Annotated in this window: 23 protein-coding genes; 15 read left to right on the top strand and 8 right to left on the bottom strand. The window is 66.2% G+C overall.

What is annotated here, in order from left to right; translation table 11 throughout:
- Positions 1-567 precede the first annotated feature (567 nt).
- The 4 genes from U1763_RS16210 to U1763_RS16195 are packed head-to-tail and all read left to right on the top strand — an operon-like array spanning position 568 to position 2898.
- Complete coding sequence (locus U1763_RS16210) at positions 568-1464, top strand: tetratricopeptide repeat protein (protein WP_332756250.1); 897 nt, start codon at positions 568-570, stop codon at positions 1462-1464.
- The gene (locus U1763_RS16205; RefSeq protein WP_332756004.1) at positions 1461-2099 is read left to right on the top strand and encodes an LON peptidase substrate-binding domain-containing protein; all 639 of its coding nucleotides are present in this window, start codon (positions 1461-1463) and stop codon (positions 2097-2099) included. Before U1763_RS16210 ends, U1763_RS16205 begins: the two co-directional genes overlap by 4 nt.
- Positions 2096-2284: a Trm112 family protein gene (locus tag U1763_RS16200; RefSeq protein WP_332756003.1), complete on the top strand. Its 189-nt coding sequence runs from the start codon at positions 2096-2098 to the stop codon at positions 2282-2284. Before U1763_RS16205 ends, U1763_RS16200 begins: the two co-directional genes overlap by 4 nt.
- The gene (locus U1763_RS16195; RefSeq protein ID WP_332756002.1) at positions 2284-2898 is read left to right on the top strand and encodes a DUF2238 domain-containing protein; all 615 of its coding nucleotides are present in this window, start codon (positions 2284-2286) and stop codon (positions 2896-2898) included. Before U1763_RS16200 ends, U1763_RS16195 begins: the two co-directional genes overlap by 1 nt.
- Here U1763_RS16195 and U1763_RS16190 read toward each other — a convergent pair.
- On the bottom strand, positions 2888-4102 hold the full coding sequence (locus U1763_RS16190; protein WP_332756001.1) for a UbiH/UbiF/VisC/COQ6 family ubiquinone biosynthesis hydroxylase: 1215 nt from the start codon (positions 4100-4102) through the stop codon (positions 2888-2890). The two genes, U1763_RS16195 and U1763_RS16190, sit on opposite strands and share 11 nt — an antisense overlap.
- A gap of 143 nt (positions 4103-4245) precedes the next feature.
- On the opposite strand from U1763_RS16190, the gene U1763_RS16185 reads away from it, so the two are divergent.
- The 6 genes from U1763_RS16185 (at position 4246) to U1763_RS16160 (ending at position 11687) form a co-directional block, all read left to right on the top strand.
- On the top strand, positions 4246-6558 hold the full coding sequence (locus U1763_RS16185) for a DNA translocase FtsK (RefSeq protein ID WP_332756000.1): 2313 nt from the start codon (positions 4246-4248) through the stop codon (positions 6556-6558).
- A 226-nt stretch (positions 6559-6784) separates the two neighbouring features.
- A complete protein-coding gene (locus U1763_RS16180) occupies positions 6785-8170 on the top strand; it encodes a carbohydrate porin (protein WP_332755999.1) in 1386 nt (461 codons plus the stop codon).
- 205 nt (positions 8171-8375) lie between these two features.
- Positions 8376-9005: a LolA family protein gene (locus tag U1763_RS16175; RefSeq protein WP_332755998.1), complete on the top strand. Its 630-nt coding sequence runs from the start codon at positions 8376-8378 to the stop codon at positions 9003-9005.
- Between the two features lie 347 nt (positions 9006-9352).
- Positions 9353-10135 carry an exodeoxyribonuclease III gene (locus U1763_RS16170; RefSeq protein ID WP_332755997.1) on the top strand — a complete coding sequence of 261 codons (783 nt, stop codon included), beginning with the start codon at positions 9353-9355 and terminating at the stop codon, positions 10133-10135.
- The gene (gene ribA / locus U1763_RS16165) at positions 10132-11178 is read left to right on the top strand and encodes a GTP cyclohydrolase II (protein WP_332755996.1); all 1047 of its coding nucleotides are present in this window, start codon (positions 10132-10134) and stop codon (positions 11176-11178) included. Before U1763_RS16170 ends, ribA begins: the two co-directional genes overlap by 4 nt.
- A 29-nt stretch (positions 11179-11207) precedes the next feature.
- Positions 11208-11687 (top strand): YdcF family protein, encoded by a 480-nt coding sequence (locus tag U1763_RS16160; protein ID WP_332756249.1) that lies wholly within the window; start codon positions 11208-11210, stop codon positions 11685-11687.
- 209 nt (positions 11688-11896) lie between these two features.
- On the opposite strand, the gene U1763_RS16155 is transcribed toward U1763_RS16160, so the two are convergent.
- Positions 11897-12571: an HAD family hydrolase gene (locus tag U1763_RS16155; protein ID WP_332755995.1), complete on the bottom strand. Its 675-nt coding sequence runs from the start codon at positions 12569-12571 to the stop codon at positions 11897-11899.
- A complete protein-coding gene (locus tag U1763_RS16150) occupies positions 12568-13242 on the bottom strand; it encodes a YggS family pyridoxal phosphate-dependent enzyme (RefSeq protein ID WP_332755994.1) in 675 nt (224 codons plus the stop codon). Before U1763_RS16150 ends, U1763_RS16155 begins: the two co-directional genes overlap by 4 nt.
- Positions 13243-13264: 22 nt before the next feature.
- Between U1763_RS16150 and U1763_RS16145 the strand changes: the two genes are divergently transcribed.
- Entirely contained in the window at positions 13265-13810 is a 546-nt protein-coding gene (locus tag U1763_RS16145) for a thiamine phosphate synthase (RefSeq protein WP_332755993.1), read from the top strand.
- Positions 13811-13882: 72 nt separating this feature from the next.
- Here the strand turns inward: U1763_RS16145 and U1763_RS16140 are convergent, their stop codons facing one another.
- On the bottom strand, positions 13883-14590 hold the full coding sequence (locus tag U1763_RS16140) for a hypothetical protein (RefSeq protein ID WP_332755992.1): 708 nt from the start codon (positions 14588-14590) through the stop codon (positions 13883-13885).
- A 291-nt stretch (positions 14591-14881) separates the two neighbouring features.
- Here U1763_RS16140 and U1763_RS16135 point away from each other — a divergent pair, with 291 nt between their 5' ends.
- Genes U1763_RS16135 through holA form a run of 4 tightly spaced genes read left to right on the top strand, consistent with a single transcriptional unit; the run spans position 14882 to position 19560 of the window.
- Positions 14882-15313, top strand: coding sequence for a DUF3576 domain-containing protein (locus U1763_RS16135; RefSeq protein ID WP_056053843.1), 432 nt, complete (start codon positions 14882-14884; stop codon positions 15311-15313).
- A gap of 10 nt (positions 15314-15323) precedes the next feature.
- Positions 15324-18017, top strand: a complete 2694-nt coding sequence (leuS, locus tag U1763_RS16130) for a leucine--tRNA ligase (RefSeq protein WP_332755991.1) — start codon at positions 15324-15326, stop codon at positions 18015-18017.
- On the top strand, positions 18014-18544 hold the full coding sequence (gene lptE / locus U1763_RS16125) for an LPS assembly lipoprotein LptE (protein ID WP_332755990.1): 531 nt from the start codon (positions 18014-18016) through the stop codon (positions 18542-18544). The genes leuS and lptE overlap by 4 nt, the downstream gene beginning before the upstream one ends.
- Positions 18541-19560 (top strand): DNA polymerase III subunit delta, encoded by a 1020-nt coding sequence (gene holA, locus U1763_RS16120; RefSeq protein WP_332755989.1) that lies wholly within the window; start codon positions 18541-18543, stop codon positions 19558-19560. Before lptE ends, holA begins: the two co-directional genes overlap by 4 nt.
- A gap of 292 nt (positions 19561-19852) precedes the next feature.
- On the opposite strand, the gene U1763_RS16115 is transcribed toward holA, so the two are convergent.
- From U1763_RS16115 to mnmG, 4 genes are read right to left on the bottom strand one after another with little or no spacing between them, the layout of a single operon-like run.
- A complete protein-coding gene (locus U1763_RS16115; protein WP_332755988.1) occupies positions 19853-20755 on the bottom strand; it encodes a ParB/RepB/Spo0J family partition protein in 903 nt (300 codons plus the stop codon).
- A complete protein-coding gene (locus U1763_RS16110) occupies positions 20752-21534 on the bottom strand; it encodes a ParA family protein (protein ID WP_056487592.1) in 783 nt (260 codons plus the stop codon). Before U1763_RS16110 ends, U1763_RS16115 begins: the two co-directional genes overlap by 4 nt.
- Positions 21531-22151, bottom strand: coding sequence for a 16S rRNA (guanine(527)-N(7))-methyltransferase RsmG (rsmG, locus tag U1763_RS16105; protein WP_332755987.1), 621 nt, complete (start codon positions 22149-22151; stop codon positions 21531-21533). The genes U1763_RS16110 and rsmG overlap by 4 nt, the downstream gene beginning before the upstream one ends.
- Positions 22148-23983, bottom strand: coding sequence for a tRNA uridine-5-carboxymethylaminomethyl(34) synthesis enzyme MnmG (gene mnmG / locus U1763_RS16100; protein ID WP_332755986.1), 1836 nt, complete (start codon positions 23981-23983; stop codon positions 22148-22150). Before mnmG ends, rsmG begins: the two co-directional genes overlap by 4 nt.
- Between the last annotated feature and the right edge of the window lie 35 nt (positions 23984-24018).

Here is a 24018-nt window from a genome sequence, read left to right as displayed (position 1 = left end):
GGATCCCGTTTCTAATCTTACACCCGTCTCGAACCTTACGCCCGTCTCGAATCCTACGCCCGTCACCCCAGCGAAAGCTGGGGTATTTCACGTGGCACGCGACCAGCGCCTCACGGGGATACCCCAGCTTTCGCTGGGGTGACGGGTTTGGGGTGACGGGTTTGGGGTGACGGGTTTGGGGTGACGGGTTTGGGGTGACGGGTTTGGGGTGACGGGTTTGGGGTGACGGGTTTGGGGTGACGGGTTTGGGGTGAAGGGTCTGGGGTGACGGGTCTGAGGTGAAGGGTCTGGGGTGAAGGGTCTGGGGTGAAGGGTCTGGGGTGACGGGTCTGGGGTGACGGGTCTGGGGTGACGAGTTTAAGGGCGACGGGTTTGAGGGGGACGGACCGATGGTGATGTACCGACGGTAACCGACCAAGGATCGACGGACCGTTTCAACGGCGGCGGCGGCGCGTGGAATTTCGACTACGATGCTCTACAGGGTGGCTCCAAAGGTGGCATTCGCCGCCGCCGCCCCCCAAATAGCGCGCTAGAACCACACGGGAGTTGAACTTGGCCACGCTTGGAATGTCCCCCGCGGAGAAGGACGCCGTCGAGGCGTTCCGTCGCGACGTCGTCGAACCGTCGATGACGAAGCTCGTGATCATCGATTTCTGGGCGGAATGGTGCGGGCCGTGCAAGGCGATGACGCCAACGCTGGAGAAGGTCGCCGCCGATTATGCCGACAAGGGCGTCGTGCTGGCGAAGGTCGATACCGACAAGAACCAGTTCATCGCCGCGCAATTCCAGATCAAGTCGATCCCGACCGTCTATGCGATGTTCCAGGGCCAGCTGGTCGCCGACATGACCAGCGCGCGGACTGAATCGCAGCTGCGCGTGCTGCTCGACCAGCTGCTCAAGCAGCTGCCGATCGAGGCCGGGCCGGCGGATGCCGCGCCCGACGTCGAGCCCTTGATCGCGGTGGGCGAAGAGGCGCTCGCTGCGGGTGACGGCGAGCGTGCGCTCGGGATTTTCCGCGAGATCGCCGAGATCGCGCCCGAGCATCCGCAGGTCCATGCCGGCTTCGTCCGCGCGCTGGTCGCGGCCGGGCAGCTCGACGAGGCGAGCGACTGGCTGGCGAACCTCGATCCGGCGATCGCCAAGGATCCCGCGATTACCCGCGCGCAAGCTGCCCTCGCGCTCGCGCAGTCGGCCCCGCCGGTCGCGGACCTGTCGCCGCTGCTGGCCGCAGTCGAGGCGAACCCCGACGATCTGCAGGCCCGGTTCGCGCTCGCCAACGGCCAGATGGCGGCGAACGACCGTGATGCCGCCGCGGACACGTTCCTCGGCATCATTGCCACCGAGCGTGACTGGAACGAGGGCGCGGCGCGGACGCAACTGCTGAAATTGTTCGAAGTCGTCGGGCTCGAAGACCCGTGGGTGTCTGGACAGCGGCGGCGTCTGTCTGCGATCCTGTTCGGATGACCACCGAGTCGCCTCCTCGCGCCACCACCCGGCTGTCGATCTTCCCGTTGCCGGGAGCGCTGCTGTTCCCCGGCATGCACCTGCCGCTGCACATGTTCGAGCCGCGCTATCGGGCGATGATCAGTGACGCGATGGCACGTGATCGGCGGATCGGCATGATCCAGCCGCGCGGCGGACCGAACGACGACGCGGACGCGCTGTACGACATCGGCTGTGTCGGCAAGATCGCCGAGGTCGAGGCGCTCGACGACGGGCGCTACAACGTCGTGCTCGAGGGCATCGCGCTGTTCCGGATCGTCCGCGAGTTGGATGTGACGACCGCGTTCCGGCAGGTCGAAGCGGAATTGCTGCCGTTGATCGAGGACGACGCGCTGTCGCTCGGACGGCGCTCGTCGCTGGAAATGGAGTCGCGCCGGTTCGCCGACATGCAGGGCTATGCAGTCGATTGGGATGCAGTCGGACGGCTAGACGACGAGAGCCTGGTCAACGGCATCGCCCAGATCGCGCCGTTCGACGCGGCCGCGAAACAGGCGTTGCTGGAAGCGCCGAATATCGAGCAACGCGCGGAATTGGTCATCCAGCTGATGCAGTTTTTCGGCCGGCACGACGGCGACGAATCGGTGACGTTGCAGTGAGCACGCTCGATCCTTGGCTGCTCGAACGCCTGGTCTGCCCGATGACGCGGACGCCGCTGCGCTATGACGAAACGGCGCAGGAGTTGATTTCGGACACCGCGGGCTTGGCCTATCCGATCAAAGACGGCGTCCCTGTGATGCTTGTTGGGGAAGCGCGGCAACTTGGCGGACGCGTAGCGGATTGATGCCATCGACCGACCGCCGCCTTTGGACTCTCGGCGCGGTTTGGGGACTTGGGCTTGTCGGATCGGGCTGGGCGCCGTTCGACCGCGCGACGTGGTGGATGGAGGTCGCACCCGTCCTGGTCGCCTTTCCGATACTGATCGCCCTACGCCGCCGGTTCGTCTTCACAGACCTGGCACTGCTGCTGATCGCGCTGCACGGCCCCGTCCTGATGCTGGGCGGTGCCTATACCTACGCCCGCGTACCGATCGGTTTCACGGTGCAGGACATGCTGCATCTCACGCGCAATCCCTATGATCGTTTCGGGCATCTGATGCAGGGATTCGTCCCCGCCATAGCCTTACGCGAAGTGCTCGTGCGGACCGGCAGCATCGCGTCGCGCCGCCTGCTGACCATCACGGTGCTCTCTTACTGCCTGTCCATCAGCGCGCTATACGAACTGACCGAGTTCGGGGCGGCCGTTGCGCTCGGTCAGGGTGCGGACGCGTTTCTGGGGACGCAAGGCGATCCCTGGGATACGCAATGGGACATGCTGATGTGCCTGATCGGCGCGGGTCTCGCGTTGATCCTGCTGTCCCGCGTTCACGATCGGCAGATCGCGCGTCTCACACGGTAAGCCCTTGCAGCAGTTTCGGCAGGTCGCCGCTTTCGCCGCGTGCTTCCGCCATAAAGCGGTCCTTGAGGGGCGGGATCGCGTTGACCGCGCTGATGCCGAACCGGCGGACGGCGCTGGCAGTCTTGCCGGGGAGACCGAACAGGCGGGTGAGCGTGTCGGTGGCGGCGGCGGTCATGAACGTGTCGAGCCCGCGCCAGCGCTGGTAGCGCGCGAGCAACGCGGCGTCGCCGAGGTCGAGGCCGAGGCGCTTGCCCTCGACCAGCACTTCGACGAGCGTCGCGACGTCGCGGAAGCCGAGGTTGAGGCCCTGTCCGGCGATCGGGTGGATGCCGTGGCCGGCGTCGCCGACCAGCGCGAGCCGCGTGTCGGTGATGCGTGCGGCGTGGTGAAAGCCGAGCGGATAGGACGAGCGCGGCGTGGCCATCGACAGCTTGCCGAGGAAGCCGCCCATGCTCTTTTCCGCTTCGGCAAGGAACGCGCGGTCGCCGAGCTTGAGCATGCCGGGGGCGTTCTTCGCATCGACCGTCCAGACGATCGCGGAGCGGTGGCCGTCGGCATCGTCGGGGAGTGGGAGCAGCGCGAATGGGCCGCTCGAATAGAAGATTTCGTACGCCACGTCGCCGTGCGGCAGTTCGTGATGAAACGCGCCGATAATCGCGGTGTGCTCGTAGGACCAGCGCGCGATGGTGATCCCGGCGGCCTCGCGCGTCGGTGAGTTGCGGCCCTCGGCGGCGATCATCAGAGGTGCGCGGATCGTGTCACCCGAGTCCAGTATGACGGTGACTCCCGATTCGGCGCGATCGACCGACGTCGAGCGGGTTTGCATGCGCAGATCGACATGCGGCGCGGCGGTCGCGGCGTCGAACAGCGTGCGGCGGAGCAGCTTGTTCTCGTACATCGTCCCGAGCGCGCCATCGTCGGCGTCGGGCACGAAATCGAGCGCGCCCGGCTCCAGCCCGTCGCTGACGCGGATCTGGCGGATCGCACAGCCCTGCCCCGCCAGCGTCGCACCGATACCGATCGCGTCGAGCATCCGGTGGCTTGCGCTCGCCACCGCCGACGCGCGGCCGTCGAAGCCGGGCGCCAGCGTCACCGCGGGGTCGGCGGGGTCAATCACGATCGTCGAAATGCCGTGCACGCCGAGCGCCACGGCGAGCGTCGCGCCGACCAGCCCGCCACCGAGGATGATTACATCTGTGTCCATGACGCCGCTTTATCCCGCCAGCCGGTCGCTGCCAACGACGATCCGGGTGCAGCTTAACCCGTGTTGTCGCGTGGTTACCTTGACGTTGAGCCTGCCGAGCGCGATGCATTTCTGCATTATACTGCAACTGGAGAATACGGGTCATGGCCAGCCGCGCGCAGCCAGCCTTGTGGCGTGAGACGGTGAAGGCGGGTGCCGTCCGCAGCGGCGCGTTGATCGCGGCGATCGCGTTGTTCGTCAGCACGCTGCTGATGGCGCTGGCGCTGGCAAGCTATCACCCGAGCGATGCTGCGCTCAACACCGCGTCGGGCGCCTATCCCGACAATCTGGTGGGACCGCCGGGCGCATGGTTTGCCGATATTGCGCTGACGCTGTTTGGGCCGGCGGTTGCGCTACTGCTGCCGATCGGTCCGATTCTGGGCATGCGATTGTGGCGCGACCTGCCGCTGGGGCATTGGCTGCGGATGGTGCGCGGCGCGGCGATCGGCGTCGCGCTGATGGCGAGCGCGCTCGCGTTCGTATCCGGATCGTCGGTGCTGGCGCTGCCCGCCGGCTGGGGTGGCGTGATCGGCTTGTCCGTCGCGAGCGTCGTGCATTGGGGGCTGAGCTTCATCGGCCAGCCGGTCGCCGAACTCTGGTCCGCCCGCGCGGTCGGTCTGGTCGCGGCGGTCGCGGGCGCGATCGTCTGGGGCAAGAGCATCGAGATCGATCTGGGTGAGCGCAAATGGCGCTTTCCCCGCCGCAATCGCACCGAGGCGCTGGGCTATGACGGCTTTGCGGAAATCGACGAGGACGACGATGAGCCGCTGACGCTGACTCGCAAACCGGTCGAGCCGCGCGCGATCGCCGAACCCGATCCGCGCCCTGCGCCCGTCATCGCGGATCGCCAGAACGCACCGTCGCAGGCGAAACCCAAGGAGCGGCAGTCGTCGCTCGACCTGCGCGACAATTTCACGCTGCCGAGCCTCGACCTGCTGACGCCATCGCCGCCGAGCCAGGGCAATGTGATCGACAAGGCCGGGCTGGAACGCAATGCGCGGCTGCTCGAAAACGTGCTCGACGACTTCAAGGTGACGGGGTCGATCATCGAGGTGCGGCCGGGGCCGGTCGTGACGATGTACGAGCTCGAGCCCGCCCCGGGCGTCAAGGCGAGCCGGGTGATCGCGCTGGCCGACGATATCGCCCGCAACATGTCCGCGATTTCCGCGCGCGTCGCGGTGATTCCAGGGCGCAACGTCATCGGCATCGAGCTGCCGAATGCGCGGCGCGAGGCGGTGAGCTTGCACGAGCTGGTCGGGAGCCAGACGTTCGAGGACCAGTCGGCGCAGCTGCCGATCATCCTGGGCAAGAACATCGCGGGCGATTCAGTGATCGCCGATCTCGCGCCGATGCCGCATCTGCTGGTCGCGGGTACGACCGGTTCGGGCAAGTCGGTCGGGCTGAACAGCATGATCCTGTCGCTGCTCTACAAGCTGACGCCGAACCAGTGCCGGATGATCATGATCGATCCGAAGATGCTCGAACTGAGCATGTACGACGACATTCCGCATCTGTTGTCGCCGGTCGTCACCGACCCGGCCAAGGCGGTGCGCGCACTGAAATGGGCGGTCGAGACGATGGAGGATCGCTATCGCCAGATGTCCTCCGTCGGTGTGCGCAGCCTTGCGGGCTTCAACGACAAGGTGCGTGGCGCGAAGGCCAAGGGGCAGCCGCTCGGGCGCAAGGTGCAGACGGGGTATCATCCGGACACCGGCGCGCCGATGTACGAGGAGGAGAAGCTCGAATACGACGTGCTGCCGCAGATCGTGGTGATCGTCGACGAGCTGGCCGACCTGATGATGACCGCGGGCAAGGAGGTCGAATTCCTCATCCAACGGCTTGCGCAGAAGGCGCGCGCGGCAGGTATCCACCTGATCATGGCGACGCAGCGTCCTTCGGTCGACGTCATCACCGGCGTCATCAAGGCCAATCTACCGACCCGGATCAGCTTCCACGTCACCTCGAAGATCGATTCGCGGACCATCCTCGGCGAACAGGGCGCCGAGCAGCTGCTCGGCAAGGGCGACATGCTCTACATGCCCGGCGGCAAGGGCATCGTCCGCGTCCACGGGCCGTTCGTGACCGATGACGAAGTGCGGCTGGTGGCAGATCACTGGCGCTCGCAGGGGCTGCCGGATTACATCTCGTCGGTCACCGAGGAGCCCGAGGAGAGCTTTGCGCTGGAGGGTTCGCCGACCGGAGAGGATTCGGCGGAGGACCAGCAATATCGCCAGGCGATCCAGCTGGTGTGCGAATCGCAGAAGGCGTCGACCTCTTGGCTGCAGCGCCAGTTGCGGATCGGATATAATTCCGCGGCGCGGTTGATCGAGCGCATGGAGAAGGACGGCATCGTCGGCCGCCCGGATCATGTCGGGCGGCGCGAAGTGCTCCGCGATACCGAAGGGCATGCGATCTAGCGCTGGAAAACCGACACCAGCCGTCCTTCGAGAAACCTTCTGTTCCCTCGCGAACGCGGGGGTCCAGGAGCCACGAACGATGTCGTTTGGAACCCTGGGCTCCCGCCTTCGCGGGAGAACTAGGAGGGGGGCGCCCGCCACCAACTTTCCCGCGCGGACAAGGGTTTCGAACCACCGGCGCCCGGTATACGGAGCTGATACAGGTTACGAATAACAGGTGGGCGTGATGGGGTATCGGCGGTTGTGTGCGGGGGCATTGGCGCTTGCCGTGCCCGGGCAGGTTTCGGCGCAGGATATCCCGAAGCAGACTCCGGGCAGTACCAGCACAGATACGCAGCATCGCCCCCGTTCGGGTGTCCGCCGTGACAGCGATCTGTCGCCGTCCGCGCTGACCGCGGATACGCAGCGCACCCCGCCGCCCGGCCTGTTCGCGGACTGGTTCGACATCCGCAAACGCCTAGCGGACCGCGGGATCGGCGTCAGCGCGCGCTATGCGTCGGAAAGCGGGTATAATTTCGCAGGCGGCGACCGGAAACTGTTGCGCGAGACCGGCCAGTTCGACGTCGGCGTGCTGCTCGATCTCGACAAGGTCGTCGGTCTCAAGGGCGGCGCGTTCCAGGCCACCCTCACCTATCGCCGCGGTCGCGATCTCGGCGCGGACGCCAATCTGGGCGTGCTGCAACAGGTGCAGGAGGTGTACGGCCGCGGCCAGACGCTGCGCCTGACGCAATTCTGGTACGAGCAAACGCTCGGCGAAAAGCTCGAACTGAAGATCGGTCGCACCAACCCAGGCGAGGATTTTGCGGTCTTCTCCTGCTATTTCCAGAACCTCAGTTTCTGCGGCGCGCAGCCGGGCAATCTGGTCGGCGATTACTGGCAGAACTGGCCGGTCGGGCAATGGGGCGCGCGGCTGCGCTACGACGTCAACGACCACCTCACTTTGAAGACCGCCGCCTATGAGGTGAACCCGCGCAACCTCGAAAAGGGTTTCGTGATCGGCCGGTTCCACGGTGCAACCGGCGCGCTGATTCCGGTCGAGGCCGAATGGCATCGCGGCGATAACGACGGCCGCGTGGGCGCGTACAAGGTTGGCGGCTGGGTCAACACATCGAACGGGGATGACGTATTCTACGACGTGAACCGCCAGCCGATCGCGATCACCGGAATGGCGCCGCTCCGCCACGACGCGCGCTACGGCGTGTATTTCAATCTCCAGCAGCAGATCACCGGCACCTCGAAGGACGGCAAGTCGGTGACCGGGCTCAGCGTTTTCCTCAACGCGACGCAGGCCGATCGCGCGACCTCGACCACTGACAACCAGATCGCGGCTGGGCTGTTCTACAAGGGGCTGGTGCCGTGGCGGCCGGGCGACATCCTCGGCTTCGGCGTGGCGCGGACCAACGTGAACGGGCGCGTTGCGAAGAGGCAGGAACTCGATCCGACGCGACCAGCGGTACAGGATGCGGAGTATGCGTCGGAAATCTACTACAGCGTCCACCCGACGCGGTGGCTCGAATTGCGGCCGAACGTGCAGTTCATCCACAATCCTGGCGGGGTGCATGACGCGAACGACGTCGGCGTGCTCGGGATGAAGGCTGCGATCACGCTGTAACGGACGATCGACTTTACATGCCGCCGGCCCTCCGCCCCCATCATCCTGACGAAAGTCAGGATCCCGAGTAACACCCGCTGCCCTGCTTGATCCTGGGTCCTGACTTTCGTCAGGATGACGGATGCGGTTGTGTGGTGGCCGCAGATCGAATTCAGTGGCGGTTCAAGCGCGGGCGGGCAATCGTCCGCGTTCCAAGGAGATTATGATGTTCAATTCCCGCCCCGCGGTGATCGCGACGATCGCCGCTCTCTCGGTTGCCGCCATACCCGCGCCAATCGCCGCGCAGGCTACCGGCGATCTGGCCGCGGTGCAGAAGCATCTGCAGTCCGTCGAGACCATCACCGCCAGTTTCTCGCAGGCGGATCGCAATGGCAAGGTGCTGACCGGCGTGCTGACGCTGAAGAAGCCCGGCAAGCTGCGCTTCCAGTATGAGAAGGGCGTGCCGATCCTCATAGTCGCGGAGGGCGGCGCGCTGACCTTCATCGATTATTCGGTGAAGCAGGTGCAGCGTTGGCCGATCAAGAATTCGCCATTGGGCGTGCTGCTCGATCCGACCCGTGACATCACCCGCTATGCCAAGCTCGTCCCCGGCTATGACCAGCGGATTGTGTCGGTCGAGGCGAACGATCCGAAGCACCCCGAATATGGCCGGATCACTTTGGTGTTCGTGCGCAACGCGGGCGCGCCGGGCGGACTGATGCTGCAGGGTTGGGTCGCGCTCGACAGCCAGAACAACCGGACAACGATCCGCCTGACCAACCAGAAATTCGGCGTGGCCGTCAGCGACAACACCTTCCGCTGGAACGACCCACGCACCGTGGGTGGAAGAAAGTAACAAAACTTTCTGGTCATTCATGCCAGCGACAGGTTTCGCGCCCTAATGAGTGGCTCGCGGATGTGAGGCATTCGGGATTTTTCCCCCTGTTGCCCGGATGGTTTCCCCACAGTCTGCCTGCGTGACGAACGCTGAGTTGGCCCTCGCTCCATGCCCCCGGAGCGAGGGTCTTTCGCGTAGAGCGGCAGGCAAAAAGATTTGCCTGACTCGCCCAAGCGCGGCCGACGGGCCCCACTCTTCTCAGGGCCCGGTCGACGACAGCGGCTTTGCCGATGGCGCCTTCTCCCTTCTTCTAAAGCCCCAGACGCTTCCTTGTCCCCACCCCCCTGCAACGCTACATCGCGGCCGTGAAGATCGTCTCCTGGAACATCAACTCGGTCCGTTTCCGGATCGCCATCGTCGAACAGTTTCTGCGCGATGAGCAGCCCGACATCCTGTGCCTGCAGGAGACCAAGGTCATCGACGGCGACTTCCCGTTGGCGGCGTTCCGCGCGCTCGGCTACGAGCATATCGTCCTGCACGGCCAGCGCATGCACCACGGTGTCGCGATCCTGAGCCGGGTCCCGATCGTCGAGGACGACCGCTTCGACTGGCAGGCGAACAGCGAGGCGCGCCATATCGGCGTCCGGCTGGAAAACGGCGTGCGGCTCGAGAACGTCTACGTCCCAGCTGGCGGCGATGTCCCGAACCGCGAGATGAACCCGAAGTTCGGCCAGAAGCTCGATTTCATCGAGCGCATGACGACCTGGTCCGAAACGCTGCCAGGCCCGACCATCCTGGTCGGCGACTTCAACATCGCCCCGCTCGAATCGGACGTCTGGAGCCACAAGCAGTTGCTCGACGTCGTCAGCCACACACCCGTGGAGGTCGAAGCGCTCGGCAAGTTGCAGGCGGCGGGCGACTGGGTCGATCTCGGCCGCCGCTTTCATCCCGCCCCCGCGCGGTTGTTCACATGGTGGAGCTACCGCGCGAAGGATTGGGAAGCATCGGATCGCGGTCGGCGACTAGATCACATGTGGGCGACGGGTACCGCTGCCGAGGCGGCGGTGTCGCACCACGTCTACGAACGCTGCCGGAGCTGGCTGAAACCGTCCGATCACGTCCCGATCATGACCGAGTTCGCGTTTTGAGTGATCCGCGCGCCGCCGCCCGCGCGGTCGATGCGCTCCGGCGCGGTTGGCCGATCGCGATCGACAGGCTGGTGCTGCTGGCGGTTGAAACGGCGGATGCGGACCGGTTGGCCGCGTTCGATCCGGAAGGAAATGGCGGCGTGCTGATCTCGTCGGGGCGAGCTGCGACGCTGAAGCTCGCAAACCAACTGGCCGCCGCCGATCCGACCGAGCCGGTGCTGGTCGATCGGGCGCCGTGGATCGATTTCGCCGCCGCGACCGCGTTGGCGGATCCGCAATTCGATCTGGCGACTCCCATGAAGGGGCCGTTCCAGACGGTCGCGCTGACCGATCCAGACGCGGCGGCGGCGGCGTTGCGGCTCGCGCGGATTGCCGGGTTGTTACCCGCTTTCTTCCTCGGCACCGGCGAGCCCGAGGTTCGGATCACGCGCGCGGACATAGAAGCGCACGAGGACGCGACACGACTGACGCTCGCGGCCCGCGCGCGCCTCCCGGTCGCGGGCGCGGAGGATGCGGAGATCGTCGCGTTCCGCTCGCCGGAGAGTGCGGACGAGCATATCGCGCTGCTGATCGGCCAGCCCAACGGCCAGCCGCCGCTGGTCCGGCTGCATAGCGAATGCCTGACGGGCGATGTGCTGGGCAGCCTCAAATGCGACTGCGGGCCACAATTGCACGCCGCGATCCACGCGATCCGGGATAGTGGCTGGGGTATCCTGCTCTATCTGCGGCAGGAAGGGCGCGGGATCGGGCTGGTCAACAAGCTTCGCGCTTACGCGTTGCAGGACCAGGGGTACGACACGGTCGACGCCAACACGCGGCTCGGCTTCGCGGTCGATGCGCGGGACTTCGGGGTAGCCGCGAGGATGCTGACTCTGCTCGGGCAGCGCGACATTCGGTTGCTGACGAACAACCCGGCGAAGGTGGCTGGGCTTGAAGCGGCGGGCGTGACGGTGATCGAGCGGGTGCCGCATTTCCTGCCGGCAAACCCGCATAACGCGCAGTATCTCGCGACCAAGCGCGACCGCACGGGGCATCAGTTCTGACCGAGATTCCTCCCTCGCGCCGTTTGATCGTGGTGTTCGGTGCAGCCGTTCGTCCCGATGGCAGTCCGAGCCCGACGCTTGCGCGGCGGATCGCGTTCGCGGCAGCGGCGGCGGCGCGGTATGTCGATGCCGACCTGTTCTGCTCGGGCGCGAAGGGTGCGCATGGGCCGTCCGAGGCGTCGGTGATGGCGGAAATGCTCGCGGAGACGGTCGACCGGTCGCGGATCTATCTCGACGAGGCGAGCGTGGATACGTTGCAGAGCGTGGTCGCGGCAACGGCTTTCGCCCGTGCGGGCGCGTATGCGCAGTGCATGATCTGCACCGACGGCTATCACCAGCCGCGCATCCGGATGCTGTTCGCGATGCTCGGCATGCCCGCGAGCGTGATCCACGTGCCGCATGGCGGGAGCCGGCGATACCAGCTCAAGATGCGGACGCGGGAGGCGGCGGCGATCCCGTATGATCTGATCGCGGGAATCGGTGCGATCTGGCGGCGGAAGCGGGGCTAGCGGTCGGTGCGGACGCGTTGAGTTTGCGTATCCCTCGCGCGAGCACCTCCCCGGCGAAGGCCGGGGTCCAGTTGGGAAGGCCGATGTAACGAAGGTCCGTCCGCCATTATTCCCATTCCCCAACTGGACCCCGGCCTTCGCCGGGGGGAGTGGCGATTGGAGCGGAATACCGGCTGGCTTGTCCCTGACTTTAAGAACCGAGATCTAGCCTATCCTAGCAGCCGCGCGACGTCGTCGAAGCTCTCCGCCAGCGCATCGACGCCGATTGCCTTTAGACGGGCGCCATGCTCGGCATTACAATGCGATCCCGCCGACAGACCGATGACATAGCCCCCCGACGCCACCGCGCCGGTCGCACCCACCGGCGAGTCTTCGAGGATCGCCGTCCGCGCGATATCCACGCCCAGTTTCCGTGCGCCGAACAGGTACAGATCCGGCGCAGGCTTGCCATTCGTCACATGCTCGCGGCCGCTGTAGAGATGGTCGCCGAACGCGTCGCGCAGGCCGATATGCTCCAGATGCCGCGCGATCCAGGTGACCGGGCTCGACGAGACGATCGCCTTGGGTAGATCGGCGGGGAGCGACCGGACGAACGCCACTGCGCCCTCGATCGCGTCGACACCTGTCGCCATCACGCGCGCATCTTCGGCTTTGCGCGCGGCGTAGAAATCGTCGGGGAGCGGCCGGTCGATCCAGCGCTCGATCGCATCGATGAACTGCGGCCCGGCAAGCCCCATAAAGTTCGCCATCGACTCGTCGGGAGTCGTTGGATGCCCAGCGGCGGTCAGCCACTCCGCAATGTGGCGGTTTCCGACCGCTTCGCTGTCGATCAACACGCCATCGAAGTCGAACAGCACTGCGTCGAACCGGACCGGAATGCTCATGCGCCCGTTCCCCGCGCGCCGAACAACGCGCTGCCGATCCGGACGTGAGTCGCGCCGATCGTCACCGCGGTCTCGAAATCGTCGGACATGCCCATGCTGAGGCCGGTCAGCCTGTGATCGCGCGCGAGCTTTGCCAGCAGCGCGAAATACGGTGCCGGCTCGATATCCGCGGGCGGCAAGCACATCAGTCCCGCGATCGGCAGGCCGGCGGCACGCGCCTGCTCGACCAGCGTAGGCAGGTCCGCGATTGCGCAGCCCCCCTTTTGCGGTTCGTCGCCGATGTTGACCTGGAGGAAACAGTCCGGACGACGGTCGCTCGTCTCCATCGCCTTCCCCAGCGCAGTGACCAGCGACGGGCGATCGACCGCATGGATGCAATCGAACAGCGCCACGGCTTCGGCGGCCTTGTTCGACTGAAGCTGGCCGATCAGGTGCAGTTCGACATCGGGATACTTCTCGCGCAACGCTGGCCATTTCTCGGAGGCTTCCTGCACACGGTTCTCGCCGAACACGCGCTGGCCCTCGGCGAGCAGCGGCTCGATCGCCTCGACCGGATGCGTCTTGGAGACCGCGATCAGCGTCACGTCGTCCGCGCGGCGATCCGCGATCTCGGCGGCCTTGGCGATCCGGCTGCGGATGGCCTGCAATTTGGTGGTGTCGTCAGCAATCATGCGGCGCGCTATAAGCAGCGGCGTGGCCCGTCGTAACCCCATTCCCGCGCGCTGGCTGATGACCGACGAGCGGATGGGCGATGCACTGTGGCGCGCGCTCACGCGGTTGCCGCCGGGATCCGGCGTGGTGTTTCGGCATTACGCTACGCCCGAGCGGGAACGGCGGGCGTTGCTGCGGAGGGTCAAGCGCATCGCACAGGCGCGCAGGTTGGTCGTAGTGGTAGCTGGAAAGTCTACGATCGCGGCCGATGGCGTGCATGGTCGGGTACGGACTCGCGGGATCAGAACTTGGCCCGCGCATTCACGCGGCGAGGCCTTGGCTGGAAAGCGCGCTGGGGCTGATGCCTTGTTCGTGTCGCCGGTTCATTCCACCCGATCACACGACGGCGTGGCCGGGATCGGTCCGGCGCGGGCCCTGCGGATCGGCCGGGGGCTTGGGGTATCGATCATTGCGCTGGGCGGGATGACCGAATCGCGCTGGCGACGCATCCGGCGGTTCGGCTTCCACGGCTGGGCCGCAATCGATGCTTGGATGCCTACAGTACGCCGTCATCCTGACGAAAGGTAGAGTTTCGCACCACCCAGATCCAGCTAGCCACAATCAGTCTCGATTTCCGGCGAGCATAGCTCCACCGGACGCCTAGAAGCGGAAGGCGGTACCCAGATACACAGCTTGGCTGTCGCGACGATCGTCGTCTACCTTCACGAAGCGCTCGCGGTCCGACCGGTACCGGACGCCCGCCGTCACAGCGAGGCTGCGCGTCAGGGCGTAGGAGCCACCGACGTCGACCGAATAGCTCGGCGCTTCCTCGACGAGGTGCGGTGCGTTGGCGAGCGGACGGTCCGCCACAGCCTTCACCGTGCCGCTGAACCGCTTGGCACTGTAGCTTACCGCCAGATCGGCGGCTTCGCGACTCCCGGGCAGACCGCCGAGATCGAGCTTGTTCACGTCGCCGGAAATCGCGAACCGCTTCCAGCCCACCGACATGCCGAGATTGTACGCGATCGGTGCGATCCCGACGGTCGGCGTGGTCGATGCGAGGCTAGCCGTGTTCGCGATGCCGCGGTTGGTCTGCGCACGGACCGCGACAGTCACCGCGCGATTATCCTGGCGCGTTTCGGCCGGCGTAAAACGGAAGCTGCCGGCGTCGAAGCCACCGCGCGCGAACATCGCGGCAAGGCGGGGGTCGGCGGCGGCTGGCGTAAACGATCCGATACCGCGAACCGCGGCGACGTTATGCTTGGCGATCCGGGCGGGCTGTTCGCTGGCGCCGAAGGCGGGCGCGACGATTGCGGCGGTGGCGACAAGCGCCCCGGCAACCACCCCGAAAATTCCCCCACGCGTCATCACAACGAATCTGTCCTTCGAATCCCGTAATCGGATCCTGTTAAACAGCATCTAACATGAATTGATCCACAGCAAAGGCCGCAGAACCGCGCATTCCCACCCTTCATCGCCGAATTGTCCGACAGTGTTGCAATCAGCACACATGTCGCCGCGTTAGCGCTACCGAAACGGGCATATCGAGAGGGGGATCGGCCGTTCGACGCCCCGCCTCTCACGCATGCGGGCGTCTGCTTGCGGGCACGCGGGCACGCCTGTAGAGCAAGGGCTGATTTTCTTGCCAGGATGATGCCCATGTTTCGCCGCTCGCGTATCGCAGTCGTGCTGTTTGCCCTGCCTCTCGTCGCTTGCGGCGGCGGATCGGCGCGTCCCAAGGCGGATCTCGCCGCGTCGAAGATCACGACGATCGGCGTCAACAGCTATCTGTGGCGCGCGAGCCTCGACACGCTCGGCTTCATGCCGCTGCTCCAGACCGATTCCAACGGCGGCGTGATCGTCACCGACTGGTACATCAATCCGCAGACGCCGACCGAGCGCATGAAGGTGACCGTCTCGATCCTCGACCAGGATCTGCGCGCCGATGCGCTGCGGGTTGCCGCGCTCCGTGAAGTCAACCGCAACGGCCAGTGGGTCTCGTCGCCGGTCCAGGCCGCGACCACGCAGAAGCTCGAGGACATCATCCTGACCAAGGCCCGCGACCTGCGCCGCGCCTCGATCGCGGGCTGAGGACACAATAATGGCGTCGCGTTTCAATGCGTTGAAGGCGGACGCGGCGTGGCAGAAGGTCTGGGACGAGCGCAAGACGTTCGCCGCGGACGACCTGTCGACCAAGCCGCGCTCGTACGTGCTCGAGATGTTCCCCTATCCGTCGGGGCGCATCCACATGGGGCATGTCCGGAACTACACGATGGGCGACGTGCTCGCGCGGTTCCGTCGGATGAAGGGCATGGAAGTGCTCCATCCGATGGGCTGGGACGCGTTCGGCATGCCCGCCGAGAACGCGGCGATGGAAAAGCGCGTGCATCCGGGCGATTGGACGCGCGCCAACATCGCGACGATGAAGGCACAGCTGAAGCGCCTGGGCTTCGCGCTCGACTGGACGCGCGAACTGGCGACCTGCGAGCCTGAATATTACGGCCACGAGCAGGCGCTGTTCCTCGACCTGTTCGCGGCGGGCTTGGTCTATCGCAAGGAATCCGCGGTCAACTGGGATCCGGTCGACATGACCGTGCTCGCCAACGAGCAGGTGATCGACGGTCGCGGCTGGCGCTCTGGCGCGCTGGTCGAGCGACGGAAACTGTCGCAGTGGTTCCTAAAGATCACCGACTTCGCCGACGAGCTGGTCGACGGGTTGGGCTCGCTCGAACATTGGCCCGACAAGGTCAAGCTGATGCAGGAAAACTGGATCGGCCGCAGCCAGGGCCTGCAGTTCAAGTTCGCAATCCTCCCCGGCACGGGGAGGGGGACCGCCGGCGAAGCCGGGGGTGGAGGGGGCGCGCCACATACGGCAGCGACCGTTGACAGCCCCCTCCCCCATCCTGCGGATGGTCCCCCTCCCCGTTCCGGGGAGGAATTCGTCGAGGTCTTTACCACCCGTCCCGACACGATGTTCGGCTCCAGCTTCGTCGCGGTCGCCGCGGATCACCCGATCGCGCGCGCCATCGCCGAAACGAACCCCGACGCCGCGGCCTTCATCGAGCTCTGTAAGCGCGGCGGCGGCACCGCGGCGGAACTCGACACGCAGGAAAAGCTCGGCTTCGACACCGGCATCCGCGCGGTGCATCCGCTCGACAAGACGTGGCACCTCCCCGTCTACATCGCGAACTTCGTGCTGATGGAATACGGCACCGGCGCGGTGTTCGGCGTCCCCGCGCACGACCAGCGCGATCTCGATTTCGCGCGCAAATACGACCTGCCCGTCAAGCGCGTCGTCAGCGAAGGCGATGACGAGTCCCCCGTGTTCGTCGGCGGCACCGCCTGGACCGGCGCCGGCACCATCGTGAACTCGCACTTCCTCGACGGGATGGACATCGAGGACGCAAAGCGCGTCGTGATCGAGCGCGCCGAGGGCGAAGGCTGGGGCAAGGGCACGACCGTGTTCCGCCTGCGCGACTGGGGCGTCAGCCGCCAGCGCTACTGGGGCACGCCGATCCCGATCATCCACTGCGACGCGTGCGGTGCGGTGCCCGTGCCCAAGGACCAGCTGCCGATCGTCCTGCCTGAGGACGTCAGCTTCGACATCCCCGGCAACCCGCTCGATCGCCATCCGACCTGGAAGCACGTCCCCTGCCCGTCCTGCGGCGGCGATGCCCGACGCGAGACTGATACGCTCGACACGTTCGTCGATTCGTCGTGGTATTTCATCCGCTTCGCCAGCCAGCCGGACGCGAAACCGTTCGACCGGACGGGCGCGGAGAAGTGGCTGCCGGTCAACCAGTATATCGGCGGCGTCGAGCACGCGATCCTGCACCTGCTCTACGCCCGCTTCTGGACGCGCGCGCTGAAGCATATCGGCATGCTCGACATTGCCGAGCCGTTCGCCGGGCTGTTCACGCAAGGCATGGTCACGCACGAGACGTATAGCCGAGGCGACGCTGGCGACGTGCAGCCGGAGGCGGACACCGACGACGACGATTCGAGCGACGCGCCGGTGAAGACGAAGTGGCTGTCTCCCGACGAGGTCCGCAAGACCGATGCAGGGTATATCGAGATTGCGACCGGAGGCCCCGTGACGGTCGGCCGCGTGACGAAGATGTCGAAGTCGAAGAAGAACACTGTCGATCCCGAGCCGATCGTCGACCAGTACGGCGCAGACGCGGTGCGCTGGTTCGTGCTCTCCGACTCGCCGCCCGAGCGCGATCTCCCGTGGAGCGAATCCGGCATCGAAGGCGCGTGGCGGTTCGTCCAGCGTCTCTGGCGCCTGATCGAGTCCGACGACGCCGCCAAGGCCGAAGGCGAAGACATCGGCTTACGCAAACTCTGCCACCGCACGACCGTCGGTATCGAGAGCGATATCAATGCCTTGCAGTTCAACAAGGCGGTCGCGCGGCTCTATTCCCTGTGCAGCGCGATCGAAAAGGCACCGCCCTCCGCCGACCGCGAACAGGCGGTGCGCACGTTGTTGCTGCTCGTCAGCCCGATGGTCCCGCACGTCGCCGAGGAAGCCTGGGCGACCGCGGGTAACGACGGCCTGATCGCCGACGCCGCCTGGCCGATCGTCGATCCGGCGATGCTGGTCGACGACGAAGTCACGATCGCGGTGCAGGTCAACGGCAAGCTGCGCGACACGCTCGTTTTCCCCAAGGGCGCACCGAAGGACGAGGTCGAAGCCGCCGCGCTCGCCTCCGAAAAGATCGTCCGCCTGCTCGAGGGCAAGCCGCCCCGGAAAGTGATCGTCGTGCCCGACCGTCTCGTGAACATCGTCGCATGAAGCGCCTAGCGATCCTCGGCGCGCTCGCGCTGGCGCCTGCGCTGTCCGGCTGCGGCCTGCACCCGCTCTATGCGGGCGGCAGCAGCGGTCCGGTCTCGGGCGCGCTCGGCCAGGTCGAGATCGCGCCGATCGCGGGTAAGAACGGCTGGCTGATGGCCACCGCACTGCGCGATCGCCTGCCCTCGAACGGTGCACCCGCGCTCTACCGGATCGACATCCGCCTCGACGACCAGATCAGCGGCCTTGGCGTTCGCACCGACGACAGCGTCTCGCGCGAACGCCGGACTCTGCGCGCGCGCTATCAGCTCGTGCGGATCGGCGACAACTCGGTGCTGCTCGACGCGACCGCGGGCTCCGACGCCGGCATCGACGTCGTCCGCTCGGAATATGCGACGATCGCCGCCGAGAACACCGCGCTTGAACGCCTGTCGCAGATCGTCGCCGACCAGATCGTCGCGCGCGTTGCACTGTACGCACGCAACACGCCCGCGGTCGCCGCGGCGCAGGCCGCTCCGCCCGCCAAGTGAAGGCCAGCGCCGGCCAGATCCGCGGTGCGCTGGCCAAGCCGGGCGGCGACATCCGCCTGTACCTGCTCCACGGCCCCGACGAGGCCGGCGCAAGCGACCTTGCGCGCGTGCTGGCCAAGGCGATGGGCGCTGATGCCGAACGCGTCGATCTCGACGGCTCGACGCTCAAGAGTGATCCCGGCCGGCTGACCGACGAAGCCGCGTCGTTGTCGCTGTTCGCCGGCGCAAGGTTTGTCCGCGTCGCGTCGGCCGGCGAGGAAAGCCTCGAAGCCTTCACCAACCTTCTGGCGGCCGAACGCGTCGGCAACCCCGTCGTCGCGATCGCCCCGACCGTCAAATCGACCGCCAAGATCGTCAAGCTCGCGATCGACTCCCCGCGCGCGATGGCGTTCGCCTGCTACGCCCCTACCGCGCAGGACGCCGAACGCCTCGCGACGACGATCGCCAACGAGAACGGCCTCCGCCCCGCCCCCGGCGTCGCCCGCCGCCTAGTCGATACGACCGGCGGTGACCGCGCCGTCATTTCGCGAGAGATCGAGAAGCTCGCTTTGTACCTCGACGCCGCGCCCGATCGGCCTGCGGACCTCGATCACCATGCACTCGATGCGGTCGGTGCAGACCTCGGCGATGCGGAAATGGGCCGCGCGATCGATGCGGTGATCGAAGGCCGGGTCGACGATCTCGGTGCCGAACTCGCCGTCCTCGCAGAAGCCGGGACGTCGCCGATCCCATGGCTCCGCCAGCTCGTCCGTCGCCTGATCGCGCTGGCCGACATGCGCGGCGAAATCGACCGCGGCGAAGCGGTCGACGCCGTGATGAAACGCCACCGCGTGTTCTTCAAGGAAGAGGCCAGCACCGCGCGGTCCTTGCGGCGCTGGTCGCCGGTAATGCTCGCGACGGCGATCCAGCGGGTCCGAACCGCCGAGCGCGCGATCATGGCGTCCGGGAATGCCGGCGGTGTGGTAGCTGAGGCGGCGGTAGTGGCGCTGTCCCAGGCGATCGCACGGCGAAACTAACGCGCAGACGCAACCGCATTCGCGTCTGCCTCCGCTTCCCTCTTCCCGCCCCCCACCTTCCGTCATCCCGGCGCACGCTGGGACCCATGGATAGGGTACGATCACTAAAGAAGCGGACCGCAACCGTGGGTCCCGGCTTCCGCCGGGATGACGGAGAGTATTCGTCCTCCCCCCACCCTCTCCTATCCCCCGTTCGTCCTGAGCGAAGTCGAAGGATGGTCCGGTACGCAGGTGCTTCGACTTCGCTCAGCACGAGCGGGCAGGGTGCGATTGGCTCAGGTTGGCCCGCGCCCTAGATCGCCCCACCCGTCAACCGCTGACAAACCATATCCAGCTGGTCGAGCGTCGAGTAATTCAACGTCAACGTCCCACCAGTTTCGGTATGCGCCACCTTCACCTGCAACCCGAGCAGATCCGCCAACTGCCGCTCCAGTGCAGCGATATCCGCATCCGGCACCCGAGGCTCGGACGACCCACCACCGCCACGGCTCCGCCCAGGCTTCGCATCCCGCGCCAGCTTCTCGGTCTCGCGCACCGACAGCCCCCGCGACACGACCTGGTCCGCCAGCGACTCCACATCCGGCGAACCCAGCAACGCCCGAGCATGCCCCATCGACAGCGATCCATCGACCACCAGCGACTGAACCTGCGTCGGCAGCTCCAGCAACCGCAGCAGGTTCGCGACATGACTGCGCGACTTGTGGACGATCTTGGCCAGCACCTCCTGCGTATGCCCATACTCGCCCGCCAGCCGCTGATACGCCTGAGCCTCTTCGATCGCGTTGAGGTCCTCGCGCTGGATATTCTCGATCAGCGCGATCTCAAGCGTCTCGGCATCGTCGAAGTCGCGGACGACGACCGGCACCTCATGCAGCCGCGCCCGCTGCGCCGCCCGCCAGCGCCGCTCGCCCGCGACGATCTGGAAATCATGCCCATGCGGCCGCACGACGATCGGCTGGATCAGCCCGCGCGACGCGATCGACGCGGCCAGCTCGTCGAGCATAGCTTCGTCGAAATGCCGCCGCGGCTGATCGGGATGCGGCGACAGCGAACTGACCGGCAGCATCCGCACGCCCGACGACTGCGGTGCCGATGCACCATCGGCGGACACCGGCGTCTCGCGCGCCATCTCGCCGAGCAGCGCGTTGAGGCCCCTGCCCAGCCCCGGGCGGCCGCGTTTGTTACCGTCGCTCATGCCGCAACCTGCGCAGTTGCCGGAAGCCGGCCGATAAGCTCACGCGCGAGCGCAATATACGCCTGCGAGCCCGAACACCGGTGATCGTAGATCAACGCCGGCAACCCGTGGCTCGGCGCCTCCGACAGCCGCACGTTGCGCGGGATCACCGTCTCGAACACGACCTTGCCGAGAACCGCGCGAACGTCCGCCGAGACCTGGTCGGTCAGTCGGTTACGTCGATCGAACATTGTCAGCGCAACCCCAAGGATCGACAGCCCAGGATTGAACCGCTGGCGGATCCGCTCGACCGTACTCAACAACTGCGACAACCCCTCGAGCGCGAAAAACTCGCATTGCAGCGGCACCAGCAGCGAATCCGCCGCCACCATCGCGTTGATCGTCAGCAGCCCCAGCGAAGGCGGGCAATCGATCAGCGCGATGTCCCACGGCCCCTGCGCCGCCTTCACCGCACGATCGAGCCGGTGCGTCCGCGCGTCGAAATCGACCAGCTCGATCTCCGCGCCCGACAGGTCTACGGTCGCCGGGACGATATCGAGGCGTGGTACGCGCGTATGCACCACCGCTTCCTCGATCGACGTCTCGCCGACCAGCACGTCATAGCTCGACCGCTCGCGCTGCGAATGGCCGATGCCGAGCCCGGTCGATGCGTTGCCCTGCGGATCGAGATCGACCAACAGCACGCGCATGCCTGTGGCGGCCAACGCGGTCGCGAGGTTGATGGCGCTGGTGGTCTTACCCACCCCACCCTTTTGATTGGCGACCGCGATGGTAATCATCGCGCGCTTACCCGATCCAGAACCACGATCAACGACTCCGGGTTCGTGACGCTTTGTTCCACGTGGAACATAAACCGCCAATGCTGCTTGAGCGCGGCGAGCTCCTCCTCGTCGAAACGCCCCCGAGGAAGCAACCACCGCGTCTCCGTTGTGGCGCAGTGCGCCGCGCCACGCAAAAGGTTTTGCAACGACGCGACCGCGCGAGCGGAAATGATCGACGCATTCGCGGTCGCATTCTCTACTTTCGACGCGTGAACACGAACCTGTTCGCCAAGCCCAAGCCGAGCGACACACAACTGGAGGAAGTCCGCGCGGCGACGACGAGGTTCGACCAGATCGACCGGCCCCTCGCGAACCAATGCAACGACCATACCGGGAAACCCCCCGCCGGTACCGATATCGAGCCACCGCTTCGCCGACGTATTCGCCCCCGCAAGCGCGACCAACTGAAGCGAATCCACCACATGCCGATCCCAGATCGTCGGGATCGTCGACGGCGCGATCAGGTTCTGGTGCGGCGCTTCCTCGACGACCATCGCCACGAACGCGTTCAAGCGCTCGGTCGCTGCCGCCCCAAACCGCTCTGTCGTCCAGCTCTGCGCTTCGTGTTCGGTCATGCTGGCACTCGTTTCGTATGCAATAATACCGCGGACAACGCCGCCGGTGTAATCCCCCGCACCCGCGCCGCTGCCGCCAGCGAGGTCGGCCGCGCCGCGCTCAGGCGATCGATCATCTCGTTCGACAGTCCAGGCACCCGGTCATAAGCAAGGTCCTCCGGCAAACGGATAGCCTCGTCCGCCCGCAACCGCGCGACCTCCTGCGCCTGCCGCTCGATATACGGAGCGTAGCGCGCGTCCTCTAACACTTCGTCAACGACCGCCATCGGGATCCCCGCCGCAGCGTCCGGCGCGACATGCGCGAGCGTCACGCCTTCGAACCGGAGCCAGTCGAACGCCGTCCGCCGCGCACCATCCCGACCGATCGCAACACCCTGATCGGCAACCTCGGTTGCCGTCCGCTCGCAGTCGAGTGCCGAGCGGAAACGAGCACGATCCTCGGCCAGTGCATGCTGATGCGCCAACCGCTCGGGTCCAAGACACCCAACCACCTCCGCAATCCCGCCCAGCCGCGTCTCGGCATTATCCGCGCGCAACGACAACCGGAACTCCGCCCGCGCCGTCAGCATCCGATATGGCTCGGTCACCCCTTGCAGCGTCAGGTCGTCGATCATCACCCCGAGATAGCTCGACGCGCGATCAAGTATCACCGGCGCGAGGTCGCATGCATACGCCGCTGCGTTAAGCCCAGCGACCAGCCCCTGCCCCGCCGCTTCCTCATACCCGGTCGTACCGTTGATCTGCCCAGCGCAGAACACCCCCTCGATCGCACCAAGCGCAAGCCGCGTGTCGAGCGCTCGCGGATCGATATAGTCATACTCCACCGCATAGCCCGGCATGGTCATCCTCACGCGCTCGAGCCCGGGAATGCTCGCCAGCATCGCCGCCTGAACCTCGACCGGCAGCGACGTCGAAAGCCCGTTCGGATAGACCGTCGCATCGTCGAGCCCCTCGGGTTCGAGGAAAACCTGATGGCCGTCGCGGTCGCCGAACCGATGCACCTTGTCCTCGATCGACGGACAGTAACGCGGGCCAGCCGCTTCGATTGCGCCCGTGAACAACGGCGACCGGTGGAAAGCGTCGCGGATGATCGCGTGTGTACGATCGGTCGTACGCGTTATGGCACAGGCAATCTGCGGCAGCGGACGCGCGCGAGTCATCGGCGACATCGTCCAGGGATCGAGGTCGGACGGCTGCTCGGCAAGCGCACCCCAGTCGATCGTGCGCCCATCGAGACGGGGTGGTGTCCCGGTCTTGAGTCGCGCCATCGGCAGGTCCCGCGCGCGCAACTGGTCCGCGAGTGGCTTGGCGGCCCGTTCGCCAATCCGCCCCCCTTCCTCGCGATCGTCACCCCGGAAGATCCGTCCGCCCAGGAACGTGCCGGTCGCCAACACGACCGCTCGTGCCGCCACGATCGCACCATCCGCCAGCACGACACCCGCCACGCGATCGCCGTCGAAATGCAACGCCGTCGCCTCGCCCTCGACGATCGAGAGGCCTTCCGTGGCCACAAGCATCGCCTGGATCGCCCCGGAATACAGACGCCGATCAGCCTGGATCCGAGGGCCCTGCACCGCCGAACCCTTGCTCCGATTGAGCATCCGATAGTGGATCGCAGCAGCATCGGCCGCGCGTCCGATCAGCCCATCGAACGCGTCGACCTCGCGAACCATATGCCCCTTACCGAGCCCACCAATCGCCGGATTGCACGACATCGCGCCAATATGCGCAGCGTCGAACGACACGAGCGCGGTACGCGCTCCCCTCCGCGCCGCCGCGGCTGCGGCTTCGGTTCCGGCATGGCCACCGCCAACCACCACTACATCGAACATGCTATGGCCGTAGAACGCCGCGCCCAATGCGTCAA

The sequence above is a fragment of the Sphingomonas sorbitolis genome (assembly GCF_036663875.1).
Taxonomy (GTDB): Bacteria; Pseudomonadota; Alphaproteobacteria; order Sphingomonadales; family Sphingomonadaceae; genus Sphingomonas.
The sequence above is the reverse complement of the archived record's forward strand: the minus strand, read 5'-3'. Positions and strand labels throughout refer to the sequence as shown.